This is a genomic window from Mucilaginibacter auburnensis (assembly GCF_002797815.1).
GTDB lineage: Bacteria > Bacteroidota > Bacteroidia > Sphingobacteriales > Sphingobacteriaceae > Mucilaginibacter > Mucilaginibacter auburnensis.
Genome location: NZ_PGFJ01000001.1, coordinates 317,467 through 337,296, shown reverse-complemented (window position 1 = coordinate 337,296; position 19,830 = coordinate 317,467). Strand labels below are relative to the sequence as shown.

Below are 19,830 nucleotides of genomic sequence, written 5' to 3'. Positions count from 1 at the left end.
ATGGCACGTAACCTAAACCTCAAAGTTTTTCTGCCTGTTTTATTGGTCCTGCGCTTTTCTGCCGGATATGCTCAAACAACTCCGGATAGTATTGTGGTGGCTGTTGAGCCCGCGTATGATAAGGTAGGCGGCTTACACCGTACTGTTTTTGGTGACAGTTACCGCAAGCTATGGGCTACGCCGGTTAAAATGCGTGTTTTTCATTTAAGTAAAGAGAAAGGCGGGCTCAAAATAATACAACGTGGTGGCGGCTTTCAAACCAAATCGTTAAGGTTGGAGGATGCAACGGGGCAGGAATGGGTATTGCGCACTATTCAAAAATACCCGGAACGCGTACTGCCTGCAACATTACGGCAGACCATTGCGGCCACCATTATTCAGGATCAGATCTCGGCGGAGCATCCGTTTTCTGCATTGATCGTTCCGCCTTTGGCTGCTGCCTTAAAGGTTCCCCATGCCAATCCCGAGGTTGTTTTTATTCCTGATGACCCCGCTTTTGGCGAGCATCGTGCTGATTTTGCCAACCAGGTGTTTTTATTTGAAGAGCGGGAGCCGCTTGATGCGAAAAAAACCGACAACACGCAGAAAGCACAGGACCGTTTGCAGGAAGACAATGACAATACAGTTGACCAGAAAACGGTGCTTCGCGCACGCCTTTTAGATATGTTGCTGGGCGATTGGGACCGCCACGAAGACCAATGGCGCTGGGAGCGCGTAAAAGGGACCAATGGCACCGTTTATGAACCTGTTCCGCGCGACCGTGATCAGGTATTTTATAGTACATCGGGCGTGCTGCCCTGGTTGGTTTCAAGGCATTTATTAATGTCAAAATTTCAAAGTTATGAAGACCACATCCGCTCAATAAACCGCTGGAATTTTAATGCCCGCTCTTTTGATCGTTACTTTTTAAATGGTCTTAGTCAGGAGGATTGGGAAAAGGAAATTGCTTTTGTGCAGCAAACTTTAACTGATGATGTGATAACACGGGCAATAAAACGTATGCCCGCCAATATTTATGTACAGGGAGGCGAAGAATTAAAGCGTAAAATGATAGCGCGCCGGGATATTCTTAATAAGCAGGCCTTGAAGTACTACAGGTTTTTATCATCAACTGTTGAGATACCAGCTTCAGACAAGCATGAGTATTTTGATATAACTAACCTGCGTGATGGTAAACTTAGTGTGGTGATCAACAAAGCTAAAAAGGGTGGCGCAAAGGAGCAGGTGATCTACAGTCGCACTTTTGATCCGAAAGTTACTGATGAGATCCGCCTGTATGGCATGGATGGAGAAGATACCTTCAAAATACATGGCGATAAAAACTCACCGATAAGAGTGCGGATGATAGGTGGCGGTGGAGAAGATACTTTCAGCGTTGACAGTACACTTAACGGTAAAGGCGGGCGATATGTGTATGATCGTTCAGATAAGAAAAATAATTATCCCAATAAAGGATTGAGGTTACGATTAGGTACCGATAGTACGGTTAACGGCTTTAATAAGTTCAACTTTAAGTATGACTTTTTTCAGCCGCTCATATTGGGCAGCTTTAATAAGGATTACGGTCTGCAATTTATAGGCAACTTTATATGGCAAAAGCATGGTTTCCGCAAAGAGCCATACGCTTTCAGGCAGAGCTTAATGGTTAGTTACAGCTTCACATATAATTCGCTGTTGTTGAACTATAATGGCATTTTTAAAGATGCTATTGGCAACAATGATCTGGTAGTGAATGTGCTGAACAAAGGGCCTAACTATACCAGCAACTTCTTTGGCGTAGGTAATAATACCGTGTTTGAAAACACAGGCAACCGCCGCCTGCGGTATTATCAAAACGTTTACAATTACACGGAAGCTGATGTACGCGTAAAGCATTATTATGAAAATAAATGGAACATAAGCGGAGGTATAGTAGCTCAATATTACAACGGTGATCCGGATGATAACACCGACAGGTTCTTGAACGCCTACAACCAGCTTCATCCTAACGAGAAGGTGTTTTCATCACAAATAAATGCGGGATTAGTTGCCGGCTTTGGCGTAGATACCCGTAACCAGGGGGCTATTCCACATAAAGGGGTTTATTGGAACACTAACCTACTGGCAGTTAAAGCGCTAAATTCAAACTCGCACACCTTTGGTCAAATACAAACAGATTTTAGTTTTTATGTTGATCCGCTACGCGACTCTTCATTGGTACTGGCTGTGCGTACAGGCGGTGGTACATCGTTTGGTAACCCATCCTATTATCAGCAGTTAAAACTGGGCGGTAATCAAAACCTGCGAGGTTATTACATTGGCAGGTTTACCGGCAAGAGCATGGTATACAACAATGTTGAGCTGCGTTTGAAGGTATTGGATTTTGCATCGTATTTATTACCGGGCACCTTGGGCCTGGTTGGCTTTAATGATGTTGGCCGTGTATGGGCGCCCGGCGAAACCTCATCGCAGTGGCATGTTGGTTATGGCGGCGGCATTTACTTTTCTCCGGCGCAGCTGATATTGATACAAGCGGTAGCCGGTTTTTCTAAAGAAGGAGCTTATCCGTATATACAGGCGGGCTTTAGGTTTTAAACACGGTTCATTCTGAACAGAGTGAAGAATGTTATACGAATTGCTAAATAAGCGCTTGGTCAGCCGCTTATACAAGATTCTTCACTCCGTTCGGAGTGGCAAATTTAGCCTAACTGCTCATACAATTTATCGTATGATGCAGCGCGCAATACCGCCAGGTTCTGGTTATGAAGCACGCCAACGCGCAGTGCTTTTAGTCCTGACACGCCCTGCAGGTCTTCCACCTCCAATTTTTCAACAGTTTTATCCAGTATACCTTCAGCTTGCAATATTTTAATGTATTTCTTGTACTCGCGTTCTTCTTCGGCTTTCGCGTATACGATGGTGATCTTGCCCTGTTGAGTGATGCGTTGGGTAGTTCCCTTTATATTGGCCTTATCAATACGTTTTTTAATTACCTCGTATCTGATATTATAAGCGCCGTCTACATCAAAGTGCTTTTCATCCATGCGGAAACGAATGGCGATAGGTGTGCTGAAAACCAGTATAAGCGAGGTAACCCCCAATTGATACGGCAGGATGCTTTTTAACTCAAACTGCTCTATTTCCATTTCTGCAATCACACGTAGCTGCCACAACCGCAGTCGTTTTAAATCTTGGGGCTTGAAGTTTAGCTTAGGGGCAATGTTTGCACCCATGTACATATTATGCTCAATGCCATCTGTTTTAAAACGTTCAAAGTAATGCGGGAAATATTGCTGTATCTCGGCCTGCCGCGCATCAATAACATTAATTAGTTTTTGATTAATAAGCGACAAGGTTTTTTCGTAATTGCGGCGTTGCTGATGGAAAGCGCCGGTATGTGCATCGGCTTGTTCAAAATAAGTAGCTACTTCATCTTTTGCAGGTAGCGAACGCAACACGGTATAAACCCGCGTTTCAATATAGTGCTGTATCTGTTGCTCGGTATCTGCACGCAGGCCGGTGTTTAACTCGTCATAAAAAGTACGGAGGTCAAACAATAGCTCTTCAATGGCTAAGTCCTTGCCCGGGCGCTTGGCCGCATCCAAAATAGCTATGAGCGCCTTTAGTTGGTTACCAATATCAATTTGTACACTCCGGTTGCGGGTTATTGATGATTCGCCAATATCAACCTGGCCGTACAGTGGGTAAACATCTTTAAAAGTAATTTCTTTAAAATTATAGTCTAAGCCGGCATTCGTTTCGGTGATATAATTGGTAGCCTCGCGCTTAAACTTCCAGTAAACGCTGGGGTGCAGGGTAGTATAATGTTCTTGAATAAGGGCCTGCACATGGTTTTGCATCTCCTGCACTTTGCGGTCAATGGTATCAACCAAAAACGGCATTATAATATCCAGCTTGTTGGCTGTAACGCTATTTAATACATTTTTTTGAGGCGATACTAACTCCAATACCCCCAGCAAAGTGTCGTTTTTGATTACAGGCGCCAAAATAAAGCTTTGCACCCCCTGGTCGTGTAAATGCTTAAGCAATTTGCTGTCAGGATATTCCAGTAGCATTTTTTCAACGTCAGAGCCTGCAAAATAGGTTTGATCATGCATGATGCACTGATAGGGCTCTCCGCTTAGCCTGGCATCCATTTCACAACCTAATATATAGCTGTCAAATTTTAAGCCTACAGCTTTGTTATTAAAGTAGCCCTCATCCATATCAAATCTGGAAAAGCCAATTCTGATATCGGGCAACCTGAATATGGAACGAAAAGCGTTTTGAAGACTTTCCTTAACCACTTGTGGCGGTTGTTTACTCAACAGGTCTTCTTTGAGGGTAGATAATGCGCTTTCTGTTGTCACATCAACCAGATTCATTATTACAAAGCCCTTAATTGTCCAATGGTCAACCGGGAAGGTTTTTTTCCAAAGTGCGAGGTCATCATAATTATCTATCAGCTCACTGATCTGTTCCGGCGTAATTTCGGGAGCTTCTTTTGTTGGCAGAATTTCTAAAAAATCGCCATTATATAAAATGCGATAGTGCTTTACAATTCCATCTTTGGTAGGAATATCGTAAAAAAGCGGTCGGCTAAAATCAAAATGAACGTTATAAAACTCGCTTAAAATAATGCAGCAGCTTAATACATAATATTGATGTTCTGTAAAGTCGCGTATATTGATAGAAAAATCGGGCCCGGCATCATTCAAGATATTTTGAAAGCGCTGCGTTTTGTTAAAAGCTAACGACTGGTAGGGCAGGCTTACCGCTTTTATTTCATTAAGGGTAAGGTCTTCGGGGAAAAGGTCGGCCAATAGTTCTCTTATCAGCGCCTCATTTTCGTTCATTTGCTTGATGTCGGTAATGCCATCCCGAAGTTCAGGGTGTTGATTTACGCGAGCTAAAAGATCTGTAGCATAAGCGCTACGCCAGTTAGTGCTATCCGCAGCTGTTGCCTCCAGCTTTTCAATTACTTTATGAAATGAAAACTGAAAGCGTAAGGGTTTGTCGGTGAACAGCGTTAGCATGATATTTAAGAAACGCTGCAAAGTTAATTATAAAAGCATTAGAGCCCATAATGGTTAAGCTATATTACATTTAAATGAAACACAGTAGCTTACCGGCAAATGGCTATTGTGCAGGCTGGTTGGCTTTAAGGAAAGATAAAGATACTGCCGTGCCTGCACCTAAAATGGCGCCGCCTGCAACATCGGTAGGATAATGTACTCCCAGATACATGCGCGAATAGCTAACCGACCCCGCCCATAAAAATGCAGGGGCTATAACATACCATTTAGGGTAGGCAATGGATAACGCTGTAGCTGTAGATATAGTGGATGATGTATGACCAGAAGGGAATGAGTACTCGGAGGCATGATAGACCGGAACAATTTTAATGTTTTGAACAAATGGCCGGGGGCGTTTTACTATAACTTTTATAAGTTGATTTAGTCCGTAGGTTATTGCAGTACTGCTGGCTACATAAAGCGCGTTTTCACGCATTTGCCTGTCGTTACCAATAATTCCTCCTGCCAAAAGTGCTGCGGGCACACCAATGTCTCCGTAAGTGTAAGTTTTGGTAAGGAACAACATGAATGCAGTTTTTTGAGGAGTGCGGTTCTCCGCAAGGTTGATCATAACGCGATCATCCCACCGCTGTAACGCACGCTGGGCAGAGCAACAATACCCGGATAAGGTAATAGTTATAAAAACGAAAATAAATTTTAACCTCTGTTGCATGTTTTAATTACCGCAACACAAGTTATTAAATTATTACAGCCGCAGCAAATTGAAATTTGGCAGATAGCAGTAAATGTTTATTTAAACACTCTAAAATTACGATGCCTTGGCAAGCGGCCTGAGTTTTATTACAGTATCAAGAGATACGGTTTTAGCTGCGTCGAGTTCGGCATACTTCTCTCTTAATTTTTTTAATAGCTCAAAACTGAAAGCATCTTCCAATGGCAAATGGTAATCGCATACAGTTTTAGGATGCAATTGTAACCTGTCAGCACCTACTTTCAGATTTTCATGATTAATGTGAGTTAGCCCGGTTAAATGGTCGGTATCAAATATAACAAAGGTGTCTATCCGGTTTCCTTCTGTATCTGTGTATATAACAGATGCGTTTGCTTTGTACGCTTTCATTAGGCAGCTTTTATTAAGTTCAGGTTTTGTAAATCAATTGATATAATGTTCTTTAATTCAAGATCAATAGCAGAGATTAATAGCAAAGTTTTCGAGTCTAAGTTTTCCATTTCAGTTTTTCAAACTTGTAACTAAAACTGTGCCGTTAGCATATGAGCTAATAAAATTTTTGTCACCAGCCAATTTTGGCTATTTTAGAATACATTTCAGCAAATAATGTGTCTTTAAGAGTTGTTGCTATTTAGAAAATGCAGCGCCAGACAATTCCCATAAGTTGTAGACTTTTTGCCAGCTAAGGGGAGGCTTTTTAAAAAACGAGCAAAGTGGTCAATTATTTTGCCAAAAGATTGCACTTTTGTTTTATTTCAATAATTTTACAATTGTTTGCGATTCTATTTAGCAAACATATAAACCAATTATAACTAATTAATTGCAATGGGTGAAATTAAGCGCATTGTCGAGCAGGATGATAAGCAGCTGGTTGTTCGTTTAATTTTGGGCGATGAAAAGGCCTTTGATCTTTTGTACAATAAGTATCATGTGTCTATTTACCGCAACATTTTAAAGTTGGTAAAAAGTGAAGATACAGCGAAAGATATTTTACAGGAGGTGTTTGTTTGTTTGTGGGAGAAGAGGAACAAAATTGATGTTAATAAACCCATTGCCAACTGGTTGTTTGTTATAAGCTACAACAAGTCTATCAGTTTTCTTAAAAAGTGTGCTAATGCGCTTGTAATTTTTGAAGATGTAATTATTGATATCTCGGCAGATAATGCGGAACCCTTTATAACAGAAGAAAAATTAGCCTTTATTGAAAAAACAATAAATAGGTTGTCTCCACAAAAAAAGCGGGTGCTCGAACTTTGCAAAATAGAAAGAAGAACCTATGAGGAGGCCGCTAAAGAAATGGGCATATCCCGCCATACCGTTAAGGAATATCTCACAGATGCGGTAGCCACGCTTAAATTTCACGTAAAAAACCACTTTGATGACCCTGCAGTAGTGGCTCTTGTACTATTGTTTATGCCTTTTTTAAAAAAATAAATAACATACCCCCCCTTTTCATAGGGTGCTGTGTATTTAGGCATATAAACCATTCGGATTTTTTTATTTCATGGAATACTCAAAGGAAAACTTAGCGGCTTTGCTGCGTAAGCAGCAATGGACTGCGGACGAGTATAAGTGGCTGTTGCAATATATTAACCATGAGGACAACTCCGAATTGGAGCATGTTGCGCGCGAGGATTATGAGCAGCAGCTAATACACGCTTACAACAATCAATTGCCATTTTCCACCGAGGTTCTGGCTAATATTCACAGCAAGTTAAAAGAAAACGAGGCACAACGTAAGCAATTTAAATTGAGCCGATGGGTGGCCGTTGCAGCCTCTGTAATTGGTGTTTTATTCTGCACGGTTGTTTATCTGCATAATAAAAACATTGAGGTAAAGCCTAAACTTACTGATAATCTTATAAAAAATGACGTTGCTCCCGGTACAACCAAGGCAATGCTTAAACTTTCAAATGGCTCAACAGTTGTTTTAAATGACGATAAAACAGAGCATATAGCACACCATGGCGGTGCCGATATAGTTGAAGATGGAGGTAAGCTTTCTTTCAATAAAGAAAGCGCTGCTTCTGTTAATGACAATACCTATACCTTATCATATAATTCTTTAATCACACCACGCGGCGGACAATTTCAGCTTCAGTTAGCTGATGGCACCAGAGTTTGGGTCAATTCTGCCTCCCAACTACAATTTCCTGCAGTATTTAAAGGCAAAGAGCGCAGGGTAAAGTTAGTTGGCGAAGCCTATTTTGAAGTGGCAAAAAATAAGGAAATGCCTTTTATAGTTGAAGTTGGATCTTCGCAAGTAAAAGTGCTGGGTACCCATTTTAATATACGTGCTTATGCTGAGGAAGGCAAAACTCCTGTTGAAGCCACATTGCTTGAAGGTTCTATCAGGTTTACCAATGCTGATAACTCGGTTTTACTTAAACCGGGAGAACAGGCAAGCTTAGCAGCCAATGGGGCTTTAGCATTAAACGAAAACGTGGATACAGACGAAATAACAGCTTGGAAGAATGGGTTTTTCCACTTTCAAAAGCGACGTCTTGACTTTATCATGCGTGAACTGGCACGCTGGTATGACATTGAAGTGGTTTACAAGGACCCGATAGATGCATCTTTTTTTGCAGAAATGCCTAAAAACACAAACTTGTCTGATGCCTTAAAGGCATTGCAACTAACCGGGAAGGTAAGGTTTGCTGTAGATGGTAAACGGGTAACCGTGTTAAAACAATAACCAATTAATAACACAACATAAAACCAATTATAACCAAAGGCTAAAAAGTAAAACATTAACCGCTATGCTGTTTCCAAATAGTTTGGGGACGGGGTAGGTTTATTGAGCCAAAAAAGCCGGAAGCGTTACCAGCACTCCCGGCGTATTAAGGTTTAATAATCAAGCATTGTCATACCAATTTTCAAACTAAACCCGTGTAAAATTATGCATTTAATTTTTATCTTTTTTAAAGGCAGAAAAGGGCGGTTTTCTTTATCGACTTTCTCTTTAAATAAGAAAGTAATAGCTATGAAGTTAACCGTCATTTTTCTCCTGTTTTTTTATTCACAATCAATAGCGAACAGTTTCGCTCAAAGGGTAACCTTATCAGAGAAGGATGCATCCCTGGCAGCAGTGTTTACTAAAATCAAGAGTCAAACTAACTATACGTTTGTTTACCCAGACGCATTGTTAAAGAAAACAAAGCCCGTTACGGTTGATGTTAAGAACGTCAGCATTGAGAACGCCCTTAAAAATTTGTTGGCAGATCAACCTGTTACGTTCAGTATCGTTAACAAGATAATTGTTATAAAAGAAGTTGAAAACAAGGAAATTGTTTCAACTGCGCCCCGATTTTTGGTGGGCGGTCAAGTACTTGATGAAAAAGGCGAGCCGGTTACTGGTGCCACCATTAAAATAAAAGGTACAGATGTAGCTGTAGCCAGTGATCAAAATGGCCGCTTTTCAATAAACGCTCCGGCGGGATCTGTATTGGTTGTATCTTTTATTGGTTACAAACCGCAGGAAGTAACTGTTAGCAGCAATCAATTAAACCTTACCATAAAACTACAGGTTGAAGAGCAAGGACTTAATGAAGTTGTGGTGGTTGGTTACGGTGAGCAGAAAAAAGCAAGCGTTGTTGGTGCTATAACACAAACTATGGGTAAAGACCTCCAACGTACAGGTGGTGTTACCAACCTGGGTATGGCCTTAACAGGAAATTTGCCGGGTGTTATTACCACAGCTTCTTCCGGGCAGCCAGGCGGCGAGGATCCACAGATCGTAATTCGTGGTGTAACTTCATGGAACAGTAGCTCGCCATTAATTTTGGTGGATGGTGTTGAAAGATCTATATCTAACATAGACATTGGTTCTGTAGAAAGTGTATCTGTGCTTAAAGATGCGTCGGCTACAGCTGTATACGGTGTGCGTGGTGCCAATGGCGTTATATTGATTACTACTAAGCGTGGTGTTGAAGGCAAAGCCCAAATTACCGTACGATCAAATACAACTACAAAGATCGCGTCAAAATTACCGGCGAAATACGATTCGTACGACGCATTGATGTTAAAAAACCAAATTATAGAGAGAGAGTCTATTGCCGACATAAATACGTGGTCTGGATATACTCCCAAACAGCGAATTGATAAGTATCGCTATCCAGCTGATGCTTACGAGGCTGATCGCTATCCAAATGTTGACTGGGAAAAGGAACTGTTCAGAAGCAGTGCTCAATCATATAATAACTCTATAAATGTTTCGGGTGGTTCAAAATTGGTAAATTATTTTGCCGGAGTAGACATAACCCAGGAAGGAGATTTGTTTAAGACCTTTCAAAATAACAGGGGGTATAACTCTCAATTTGGTTATAACAGGTTTAACGTTCGTAGTAACCTTGATTTCAATCTTACTAAAACTACTAAATTTTCAACCAAGTTATTTGGTTCAAACGGCGTGCGCCAGGTTCCTTTCGGTTTAGCTAATGGGGATGGCTCTTACTGGTCATCAGCTTATCGTACAGCACCGGATTCTTTCAAACCAATATACCAAAGCGGATATTACGGTTTTTATCCTGTGGCAACTCAGGATCAGCCTAATGCTGCTTTTTGGCTGGCTTATTCGGGCGTTGAAAAACGTACAACAACACAGCTAACAACAGATTTTATTTTGCAGCAGGAACTAAGTATGGTAACCAAAGGACTGAGTGTTAGGGCCAGCCTTTCTTTAGACAATACTTTTGCTGAGAACGGCCGTGGTATAAATGACCAGTTTAATCCGGCTCAGCGTATGTATATAGACCCAAGCACCGGTATTGTATCATACGAACAACCAAGAAACACAGGTACACAATTTGACTTTAATGATGCTATCGCCTGGTCATCTGCTGGTGGTACTGTAGCCAATGGCAGCATATACAGAAACATAAACTACCAGTTTCATATAAATTATGCACGTAGCTTTGGCGATCACAGCATAACCGGTTTGGCTGTGTTGCAACGCCAGCGTAATGCAACCGGAGGAAGCTTTCCACGATATCGCGAAGATTGGGTTTTCCGTACAACGTATAATTACAAACAAAAGTATCTTTTTGAGGCCAACGGCGCTTATAACGGATCTGAGAAATTCGGGCCTAATTATCGATTCGCTTTTTTTCCGTCTTTGTCAGCCGGTTGGGCAATCAACAAAGAGAAATTCATGGAGAAGCTAACTTTTGTAAGTCAGCTTAAACTAAGGGGTTCATGGGGAAGAATTGGAGACGACAACGTTGGAGGTGACCCGTGGCTGTTCCGCGACTCGTATATATATGGCGGAAATACGCAAATGGGCAGCCCGGTGGCTAATACGCCATATACTATATACAGACAAGGCGCCATCGGTAACCCGAATATTTCCTGGGAAACTGCAGAAAAACGTAACGTTGGTGTAGATTTTGGGTTTTTTAACGGCGACATAGCTGGTAGTGTAGACGTGTTCAATGACAGAAGGACAAGGATCATGATAGGTGGCCCTTCACGTGCTCTACCATCGTTTTTTGGTTATGGCAACTTAGTACCAAATGCCAACCTGGGCGAGGTTAAGAGTAAGGGTTACGAAATAGAACTACGCTTAAACCACAGGTTTTCAAATGGTTTGCGTGTGTATCTAAACACAGCCATGACGCATGCTACCAACTTAACAGTATTCCGTGATGACCCGGCTTTAACCCCGGCATATCAAATGCAGCAGGGTTATGCAATAGGACAAACCCGTAGTTATATTGATAATGGCTTCCTAAAAAGCTGGGATGACCTGCTTGGAAGTACAGTTCGCTCGGCCAATAACCAAAATAAACTACCTGGTGATTATAACATAGTTGATTTTAATGCAGATGGTGTGATTGACGCTAAAGACCAGGCGCCTTATGGTTATACTGGTACTCCTCAAAACACTTACAATGCATCTATAGGTTTTGACTGGAAAAATTTCAGCTTTTTTGCCCAGTTCTATGCAGTAAACAACGTTACGCGTTTTATCAACTTCCCTGATTTTCAAGGAAAGAGTAATGTGATGTTTGTTGAAAGACCATTTTATTATCTGCAAAATGGCGGTGGCGAGGTACCTCCACCACGCTGGAGTGTTCTTGACGGCATAGGCGGGTCTGGCACGCGCTACTCTTACGATGGATCGTACGTTCGTTTAAAGAACGTTGAAATAGGTTACGCGCTTCCGGTTAAGGCTATTAAAAGCATAGGATTAAAAAGCTGCAGAATATTTGTGAGCGGAAATAACCTGCTTTTGTGGACGAAAATGCCTGATGACCGCGAATCAAACTTTGCTTCCGGTGGTAATGATCCGTCTAACGGTGCTTATCCTACAGTACGTAGGTTCAATTTAGGTGTTGATTTAACATTATAAACTATTTAGCAATGAAAAATTACATGAAAAAATTTGTGTTGGTTGTTATGGTTGTGTTGGGTGCCGGCACGCTTAATTCCTGCAAAAAATATCTGGAGCGGTCTCCGCTTGCCGATATTTTACCAACAGATCCTTATAAAAACTTCGTAAACTTTCAAGGGTTCACCGAAGAGTTGTATAACTGTCTTCCGTTGTTAAGCCTTAATCAAGCGCATAATTGCTGGAACCTGGGCGAAGACGAGTTTTGGGAAGTTGGCGAAACCCGGTTAATGTCTTACCAGGTTGACCAGGGGAACTATCCTGCCTGGAACTCAACTTATTATAATATGTTTGGAACCGACGGACGGGGTGCCAGCAATGCCGACAACGCATCAAAAGGACAGCTTTGGGGTTTGTCATGGTATGGCATACGTAAGGCTAATTTGGGTTTGGCAAATCTTGATAAATTGACTGATGCAACCACCGAAGAAAAAAACCTGATTGCTGGTCAGTTATATTTTTTCAGAGCGTTTTATCACCATTGCATAATGGAAATTTGGGGCGGTGTACCATATATAGATCAGGTTTACCCTCCAGATCAGGTTATTAAATTACCTCGTTTAAGCTACCAGGCATGTGCAGATAAAGTTGGAGCAGATATGCAAAAAGCTGCTGATTTGTTACCCGTTGATTGGGATGCAACAACAGTTGGTAAGGTAACCCTTGGTAATAACAATACCCGTATCAACAAAATAATGGCTCTTGCTTACATGGGTAAAAACTACCTGTGGGCCGGCAGTCCCTTAATGAACAGATCATCAACAGGTAGCAGTGCTTATAATGCAGCATATTGCAAAAAAGGTGCTGATGCACTTGCTCAGGCTCTGCAAATTATTGAATCAACTGGCAGGTATGAATTAGCGCCATTTTCACAATACCGTGAGATATTTAATACCTGGAATACCGGTGGTAAAGTTCCGGGCTTAAAGGAGGCTATCTTACTTGAGAACCTTGCCGGCGTGACCGGTCGTTTCCGCTGGAATCAGGTTAATGATTATCGCCCATTGGTTATTCATTCAACCGGTATTAAAGTTTACCCTACCGCTAATTATGTTGACTATTATGGCATGGCCAATGGCTTGCCAATTGCTGATCCTGAAAAAGCAGATCCGGAAAGCGGTTACGATCCATCATATCCATGGAGAAATCGCGACCCTCGCTTTTATAATGACATTATGATTGATGGCGAAAAATGTGTGCAAAATGGCGGAGCTGTAGGCAATAACGAATACAGGCAATATGCGAGTTTGTTCACAGGTGGTCTTTTCAGAACTGCTAACGACAATAAAAAGGTTTGGACCGGTTATCTCAATTCAAAAATTGTTGCTAAACTGATGAATGAGTTTGACGGATACAGAGAGAATAATGTTTTTTGCTTGAGCCTGATGCGTTTATCAGACGTGTATCTGCTGTATGCCGAAGCTACCGCAACCGGATATGGTACGCCGCAAAGCATTGCCACAGGTTACACCTTATCAGCAGTTGATGCAATTAACAAAGTGCGTCAAAGAGCAGGTGTTGCTCCGGTAGCTGCTAAATTTTTAGGTAATACTACCGACTTTTTAAGTGAGGTTAGACGCGAGCGCGCAGTTGAATTGGCTTTTGAAGGTCATAGGTTTACAGATTTGCGCCGTTGGCTGCTGTTAACAGAGCGCCCATACACATTTAAAAAAGCTGTTGAGTTTGATAGGGGCCTTCCCAATGCTCAAGTGTATGCAGACCCTCGGAATGCCAAGGTGAATAATTTCAGAGAAACAGTACTATTAGAAAGACCACTGGTTCAGCGCCATTATTGGTTTCCTTTCCAGCAATCAGACATAAACATGTATGCTGAGTTTAAGCAAAACCCGGGTTGGTAACTAAAAATTCTAGAAAGTAATGAGAAAAAATATAAGGAACTGTTGCGCGCTACTGATTGTCTTGCTGTCAGGGTTTGCAACAGCGTATGCACAAGAAAAAACAGACAGTTTGGTAAATGTTGCGTTTCGCACGGTTGCCAAAAAAGATCTGATCGTACCTGCCGCATCGGTAGATATAACTGAAATATTAAAAAAGAGTTACAGCACAAACAGCTTAGACAATTTAGGAAGCTTTATTGCCGGTTATACCGGGAACGTTTGGGGCCAGGCGCCACTTGTTTTGGTTGATGGTATTCCGCGTCGTGCTTCAGATATACGCATGACAGAAGTACAATCTATCTCCGTACTAAAAGGAGCAAGCGCAGTGGTACTTTATGGAAGCAGCGCCGCTAAAGGCGTGGTGATGATCACCACAAAAAGAGGCAGTATAAAGCCTTTGCAGATTGATGTACGTGCCAATACAGGTATTTATGTGCCTAAATCGTACCCTAACTATCTTAACGCAGCCGATTATAAAACGCTTTATAACGAGGCGTTAGCTAATGACGGTATTGCACCGGCTTATACAGCAGATGAGATTAACGCTACACGTGCCGGTACAAACCCTTACAGATATGCTGATATAGATTTTTTTGGTTCTGACTACCTTAAAAAGTTCTATAACAAGTCTGATGTCACCATGGAGGTATCCGGTGGTAATGAAGCAGCGCGTTACTATACCAATTTTGGCTTATCATATAATAACGATCTGCTTAAATACGGCGAACAAAAAAATAATAACAGTTTGCAGTTCAACATCAGAGGGAATGTGGATGTTAAGCTTAGTAAAAGGTTAAGTGCCACTATTGACGCTGCGGCCGTTAGCGCCAATAGCTATGTTGGAAAAGGCAATTTTTGGGGCGCCACATCAACAATTGCTCCAAACTTCAATAAGTTTTCGCCGCTTATTCCAATAAGCATGTTGGATCCTAACAACCCAGCATTGCAAACTATTGTAAAAAATAGCAACCATGTTATTGACGGAAAGTATTTGCTTGGTGGTCAAAGTACCAATCAAACCAACGTGTTGAGTGATATGCTGGCCGCCGGTTATGACAGAACCAAGTCAAATACATTTATGTATAACCTGGGTTTTAATGCGGATTTGGGCGCGGTTTTACAAGGATTAAGCTTTAAAACTACCACCAGTTTAGATTATACCTCGCTATATACTGAATCTTACTCACTGCCTTATGCAACTTATAGGCCAACATGGTCTACAGTGAATGGTCAGGATATAATAACCGATCTACAAAAATTTGGTGTTGACAGAAACTCAACAAATGAGTCTGTAGGAACATCTTCGTATACACAAACTGTGTCTTTAAAAGCTCAGTTTGGATATGACCGCACATTTAATAATGATCACAATGTTAATGCAGCTTTATTAGGTTGGGGTTACACAACGCAGTTTTCAAGTGATGGCGGTAGCGGTTACCAACCCGTAAAAAATACTAATCTTGGTTTCCAGGCTGGTTACAATTATAAAAGAAGGTATTATCTTGATTTCTCAGGTGCGGTACTGCATTCAGCTAAATTGCCCCCTGGAAAACGTAACGGGTTCTCGCCAACAGTATCAGCCGGATGGCGTATAAGCGAGGAAAATTTTATAAAAGATAATTTGCCTTTCATCAGCGACTTGAAGCTAAGGAGTTCTTATTCTTCGGTTAAGCAAGATCTTGATGTTACCGGAACAAGACCGGGCACAACCGGCGCGGTTGATCAATTTTTATATCAGGGTTATTATAGCAACAACGCTACGCTGGGCGGTTTTTATACCTGGCGCGACGGTTTAGCTGGCGGACGCACAACACTTGTTGGCCAGGCAGACAACCCTAATTTAACATTTGTACAACGCAACGAATTCTCAGTTGGATTAGATGCTGCGCTATTTAATAACAAGATAACGCTTGACCTTAATTACTTTTCGCAAATTACCGATGGCTTGCTTGCCCGCGGTACTTCTATCTATCCTTCATATTTTGCAGGCTCTGGTGATTTCCGTCCGTGGATAAACTACAATAAAGAAAAGCGTACAGGTTTTGATTTTGCTGTTAACCTGAATGAGAAGGTTGGAGAGGTGCAATTTTCATTGGGCGTTACAGGTATGGTGTTTAACTCTAAAGTGTTACGTAGGGATGAACTGCCGGCAGAGCCATATTTGGCAAGAACAGGCTTGCCTATTGATGCCAATTTTGGATACATAGCCGAAGGGTTTTTCCAAAGTCAGGCAGATATAGCAAATTCTGCCAGACAAACATTTGGTGGTACTTCGGTTATGCCCGGCGACATAAAGTACCGTGATGTTAACAAAGACGGGGTTATTGATGCCAAGGACCAGGTAAATTTAGGGCATAGCGGTTCCGGCGTTTCTCCATTTTCTTATGGAGTAAATCTTACGGTTAAATGGAAACGCTTAACCATGTTTGTATTAGGGTCAGGAGTAAGCGGCGCAGTTGGTTATAAGAGCAACCCTTATTATTGGGTTGCCGGTAACGGTAAGTATTCTGATATTGTATTGGGCCGTTGGACAGATGCTACAAAAGCTACAGCTACCTATCCTCGTCTTACCACTACAAGCGGAAGTAACAACCTTCAAAACTCAACGTTCTGGATGTACAATATAAACCGCTTTAACTTGAGCCGCGTTCAGTTTACTTACGACTTTAACGACAAGTTATTTAATAAATCTTTTGTTCATAACCTGAGTGTTTATGTACAAGGCGATAACCTGCTTGTTATATCAAAGGAACGTAAGTTCATGGAAACTAACGTAGGTTCTGCACCTCAAACCCGTTTTTTCAATATAGGTGTAAGAGGTTCTTTTTAATCAAGATTATCAGCTAAAAATATATGAAAAAGATCATATTTCTTGGATTGGCAGTGTTGCTTTTTGCAGGCTGTAAAAAAGTCCTTAACCCTGAGCCGGAGGATTTAAAGTCTCTTGACCAGATGTATACCGACGTGAATTTTGCTCAGGGTTTTTTGGTTACCGCTTATAGGAATATACCGGGTTACTACGATAACTCTGAATACGCTACTGACGACGCGGTAACTAACCAGCAAAACAATACAAACGCAAACTTAAGAGCCTATACCGAACTCGCAACAGGCGCATGGTCATCTCAAAATAATCCTGCTTCTGTGTGGAACCAGAGTTATGAGGCAATGCAATACCTTAACTTGTTTCTTGAAAACTCCAACAAGGTTAAATGGGCGAGTGATCCGGAAGCAGCCAGGCTATTTAATTTGAGGATGCGTGGCGAGGCTTATGGCTTGCGCGGGCTTTTTATGTACTACTTATTGCGTAACCATGGCGGAATTGCAAGTAACGGACAATTGCTGGGTGTGCCTATTGTAACAAAATACCAGGATATAAATGCGCCATTCAATTTGCCGCGCGCCAGCTTTGATGCCTGCGTTAAACAGATTTATAAAGATTTGGATAGTGCAGAAGTTAACCTTCCTTTGGAATATAACGACATATCCAACAATGCTCAGATACCAGATAGGTTTAAGAAGTATACAGGCAATTTTGATACCTATAACCGTGTAATGGGACAGTATGGCCGCCAGCTATTTAACGGATTAATAGCTAAAGTTATAAGAACCAGAACATCGTTGTTAGCGGCCAGTCCGGCTTTTCAAAACGCGGCTAACCCGGCAACCTGGGCAGACGCTGCTAATAATGCCGCTGCAATAATTAACTATAAAGGCGGCGTAAATGCCCTGCCTGCAACAGGCGTTACCTATTATGCTAACGCATCTGAAATTGACAATTTGGCCAGTGGTAATAATCCTTCTGAGATCATTTGGAGAGAAAACATTGTAACGAATGATGCTACTCAGGAAAACCAGCATTTCCCGCCTACACTAAACGGTGCAAACACAACAGGTGCGGGCTACATGAATCCATCTCAAAACTTGGTTGATGCTTTCCCAATGGCTAACGGATATCCAATTGACAATGCTGCTTCAGGTTATTCTGCTGCTGCTCCTTATGTAGGCAGAGACCCAAGGTTTGCAAAATATATTATATATAACGGCGCCACCGCAGGTGTTAGCAACACTGTAATCAGAACCGGAAGTGCTTCAGGTTCTGACGATGGTATCAATGCAAGGCCCGGTTTTTCTACCCGCACGGGCTATTACATGAAAAAACGTCTGCGTATGGATGTTAACCGTAACTCTGTTGGAGCCAATGGTAAAACGCACTACAACCCACGCATGCGCTACACCGAAATGTACCTTGCCTATGCAGAAGCCGCTAATGAAGCTTATGGTCCTACAGGCGCTGGTACTCAGGGTTATTCAGCTTACGATGTTATAAAGGCTATCCGTAAAAGAGCGCTTGGTTTATCAGCTGACCCCTATTTAGAGGAAGTTAAGGGTGATCAAGGCAAAATGAGGGAGCTGATCCGTAACGAGCGTCGCTTAGAACTAAGTTTCGAAAGCTTCCGTTTCTGGGATCTCCGTCGTTGGAAGGTTGATCTTACCAAATTAAATGAAACAGTAAGAGGAATGGATGTGAATGGAACTGTTTATACTCCGCTTAACAATGTAGAAACGCGTGCTTACCAAAACTACATGTACTTTGGTCCTATTCCAAATTCTGAGATTTTAAAATACAATATGCTGTTACAGAACGCGAATTGGAAATAGTTATAATGAGTTTAAATTAAGAAAAATGAAAATCAATAAATTAATTATAGGGTTGGCGGCTTCGGCGGGCTTGTTGGCATCATGCAAAAATGCTCCGATTGTGTATCCTAATTTTAGTTACTCTACCGTTTATTTTGCCAGTCAGTATCCTTTGCGTACCGTTGAGTTGGGCGAAGATCTTTTTGTGGATAATTCTTTAGATAATCAGCATAAGGTGTCTATTAAAGCAACTATGGGCGGCGTTTATGACAATAAGAAAGACGTGTTGATAGATGTAAGAGTAGATGAGACTTTGTTGAATAATCTATACTTCAACAACAACGGACCTAAAATTGTAGCTATGCCTACTCAATATTATCAGTTAGCATCTAACCAGATAAAAATTCCTGCCGGAAGCTTGTTGGGTGGTGTTGAAGTTAAATTAACCGATGCTTTTTTTGCTGATCCGTCAGCATTAAAAGCAAATTATGTTATCCCATTGGTAATGACTAAAGTTACCGGTGCAGATTCGATTTTGAAAGGTAGCACCAGCGTTCCAAACCCTTTGCGGGTAAAGGCGTCAGATTGGGTAACTGCACCTAAAGATTACATACTGTATGGCGTAAAATATGTTAACCCATGGCATGGTAATTATCTAAGAAGAGGTGTAGATCAAATTACACCTGCCGGCGGAACAACTTCAACGGCAGTTAGGCGTACGCCATATGTTGAAAATAACCAGGTAGTTAACATTACGACAGGTTCGTTAACCCAGGCTAACCTGCCATTGTCAATTAAAAACAGTGCTGGTACTACTGTTCCGTTTACATTAGTGCTCACATTTGCAGACAACGGCACTTGTACGGTAAGTGGTAACAACCCCGCCAGTTTTGACATTACAGGTACAGGTAAGTTTGTTTCAAAAGGCGAGAAGAACAGCATAGGAGGAACAGACCGAAGTGCGATTTATTTAGACTATACGGTTAATTTTAAAAACCTGAATGTAACCTACGCTACCAAAGATACGTTGGTAGTACGCGACAGGGGTTTAAAAGCCGAATATTTTGATGTAGTGATCAAGTAACTAAAAACAAAATATAAATACCACAAACAGCAGGCCCGGCTCAAATGCAAGGTCTGCTGTTTTGCATTATATGT

General features: G+C 41.6%; 11 protein-coding genes. 8 read left to right on the top strand and 3 right to left on the bottom strand.

The window, feature by feature from the left end; translation table 11 throughout:
* Positions 1 to 2,574 carry a BamA/TamA family outer membrane protein gene (locus tag CLV57_RS01480; RefSeq protein WP_100339593.1) on the top strand — a complete coding sequence of 858 codons (2,574 nt, stop codon included), beginning with the start codon at positions 1 to 3 and terminating at the stop codon, positions 2,572 to 2,574.
* A gap of 104 nt (positions 2,575 to 2,678) precedes the next feature.
* Here the strand turns inward: CLV57_RS01480 and CLV57_RS01475 are convergent, their stop codons facing one another.
* The 3 genes from CLV57_RS01475 to CLV57_RS01465 all read right to left on the bottom strand — a co-directional run bounded on the left by CLV57_RS01475 (position 2,679) and on the right by CLV57_RS01465 (position 6,135).
* A complete protein-coding gene (locus CLV57_RS01475) occupies positions 2,679 to 5,015 on the bottom strand; it encodes a GAF domain-containing protein (RefSeq protein WP_100339592.1) in 2,337 nt (778 codons plus the stop codon).
* A 103-nt stretch (positions 5,016 to 5,118) separates the two neighbouring features.
* Positions 5,119 to 5,727 (bottom strand): phosphatase PAP2 family protein, encoded by a 609-nt coding sequence (locus CLV57_RS01470; RefSeq protein ID WP_100339591.1) that lies wholly within the window; start codon positions 5,725 to 5,727, stop codon positions 5,119 to 5,121.
* A 96-nt stretch (positions 5,728 to 5,823) separates the two neighbouring features.
* Positions 5,824 to 6,135 (bottom strand): hypothetical protein, encoded by a 312-nt coding sequence (locus CLV57_RS01465; protein ID WP_100339590.1) that lies wholly within the window; start codon positions 6,133 to 6,135, stop codon positions 5,824 to 5,826.
* Positions 6,136 to 6,570: 435 nt separating this feature from the next.
* On the opposite strand from CLV57_RS01465, the gene CLV57_RS01460 reads away from it, so the two are divergent.
* The 7 genes from CLV57_RS01460 (at position 6,571) to CLV57_RS01430 (ending at position 19,756) form a co-directional block, all read left to right on the top strand.
* Positions 6,571 to 7,179: an RNA polymerase sigma factor gene (locus CLV57_RS01460; RefSeq protein ID WP_100339589.1), complete on the top strand. Its 609-nt coding sequence runs from the start codon at positions 6,571 to 6,573 to the stop codon at positions 7,177 to 7,179.
* Positions 7,180 to 7,249: 70 nt separating this feature from the next.
* Positions 7,250 to 8,440, top strand: a complete 1,191-nt coding sequence (locus CLV57_RS01455; protein WP_100339588.1) for a FecR family protein — start codon at positions 7,250 to 7,252, stop codon at positions 8,438 to 8,440.
* A gap of 288 nt (positions 8,441 to 8,728) precedes the next feature.
* Positions 8,729 to 12,094, top strand: a complete 3,366-nt coding sequence (locus tag CLV57_RS01450; RefSeq protein WP_245856809.1) for a TonB-dependent receptor — start codon at positions 8,729 to 8,731, stop codon at positions 12,092 to 12,094.
* An 11-nt stretch (positions 12,095 to 12,105) separates the two neighbouring features.
* Positions 12,106 to 13,992, top strand: coding sequence for a RagB/SusD family nutrient uptake outer membrane protein (locus CLV57_RS01445; protein ID WP_100339587.1), 1,887 nt, complete (start codon positions 12,106 to 12,108; stop codon positions 13,990 to 13,992).
* Positions 13,993 to 14,011: 19 nt separating this feature from the next.
* Complete coding sequence (locus CLV57_RS01440; protein ID WP_100339586.1) at positions 14,012 to 16,861, top strand: SusC/RagA family TonB-linked outer membrane protein; 2,850 nt, start codon at positions 14,012 to 14,014, stop codon at positions 16,859 to 16,861.
* 23 nt (positions 16,862 to 16,884) lie between these two features.
* Positions 16,885 to 18,693: a RagB/SusD family nutrient uptake outer membrane protein gene (locus tag CLV57_RS01435; RefSeq protein ID WP_100339585.1), complete on the top strand. Its 1,809-nt coding sequence runs from the start codon at positions 16,885 to 16,887 to the stop codon at positions 18,691 to 18,693.
* Between the two features lie 25 nt (positions 18,694 to 18,718).
* Positions 18,719 to 19,756, top strand: coding sequence for a DUF5627 domain-containing protein (locus CLV57_RS01430; protein ID WP_100339584.1), 1,038 nt, complete (start codon positions 18,719 to 18,721; stop codon positions 19,754 to 19,756).
* The last annotated feature ends 74 nt before the right edge of the window (positions 19,757 to 19,830 follow it).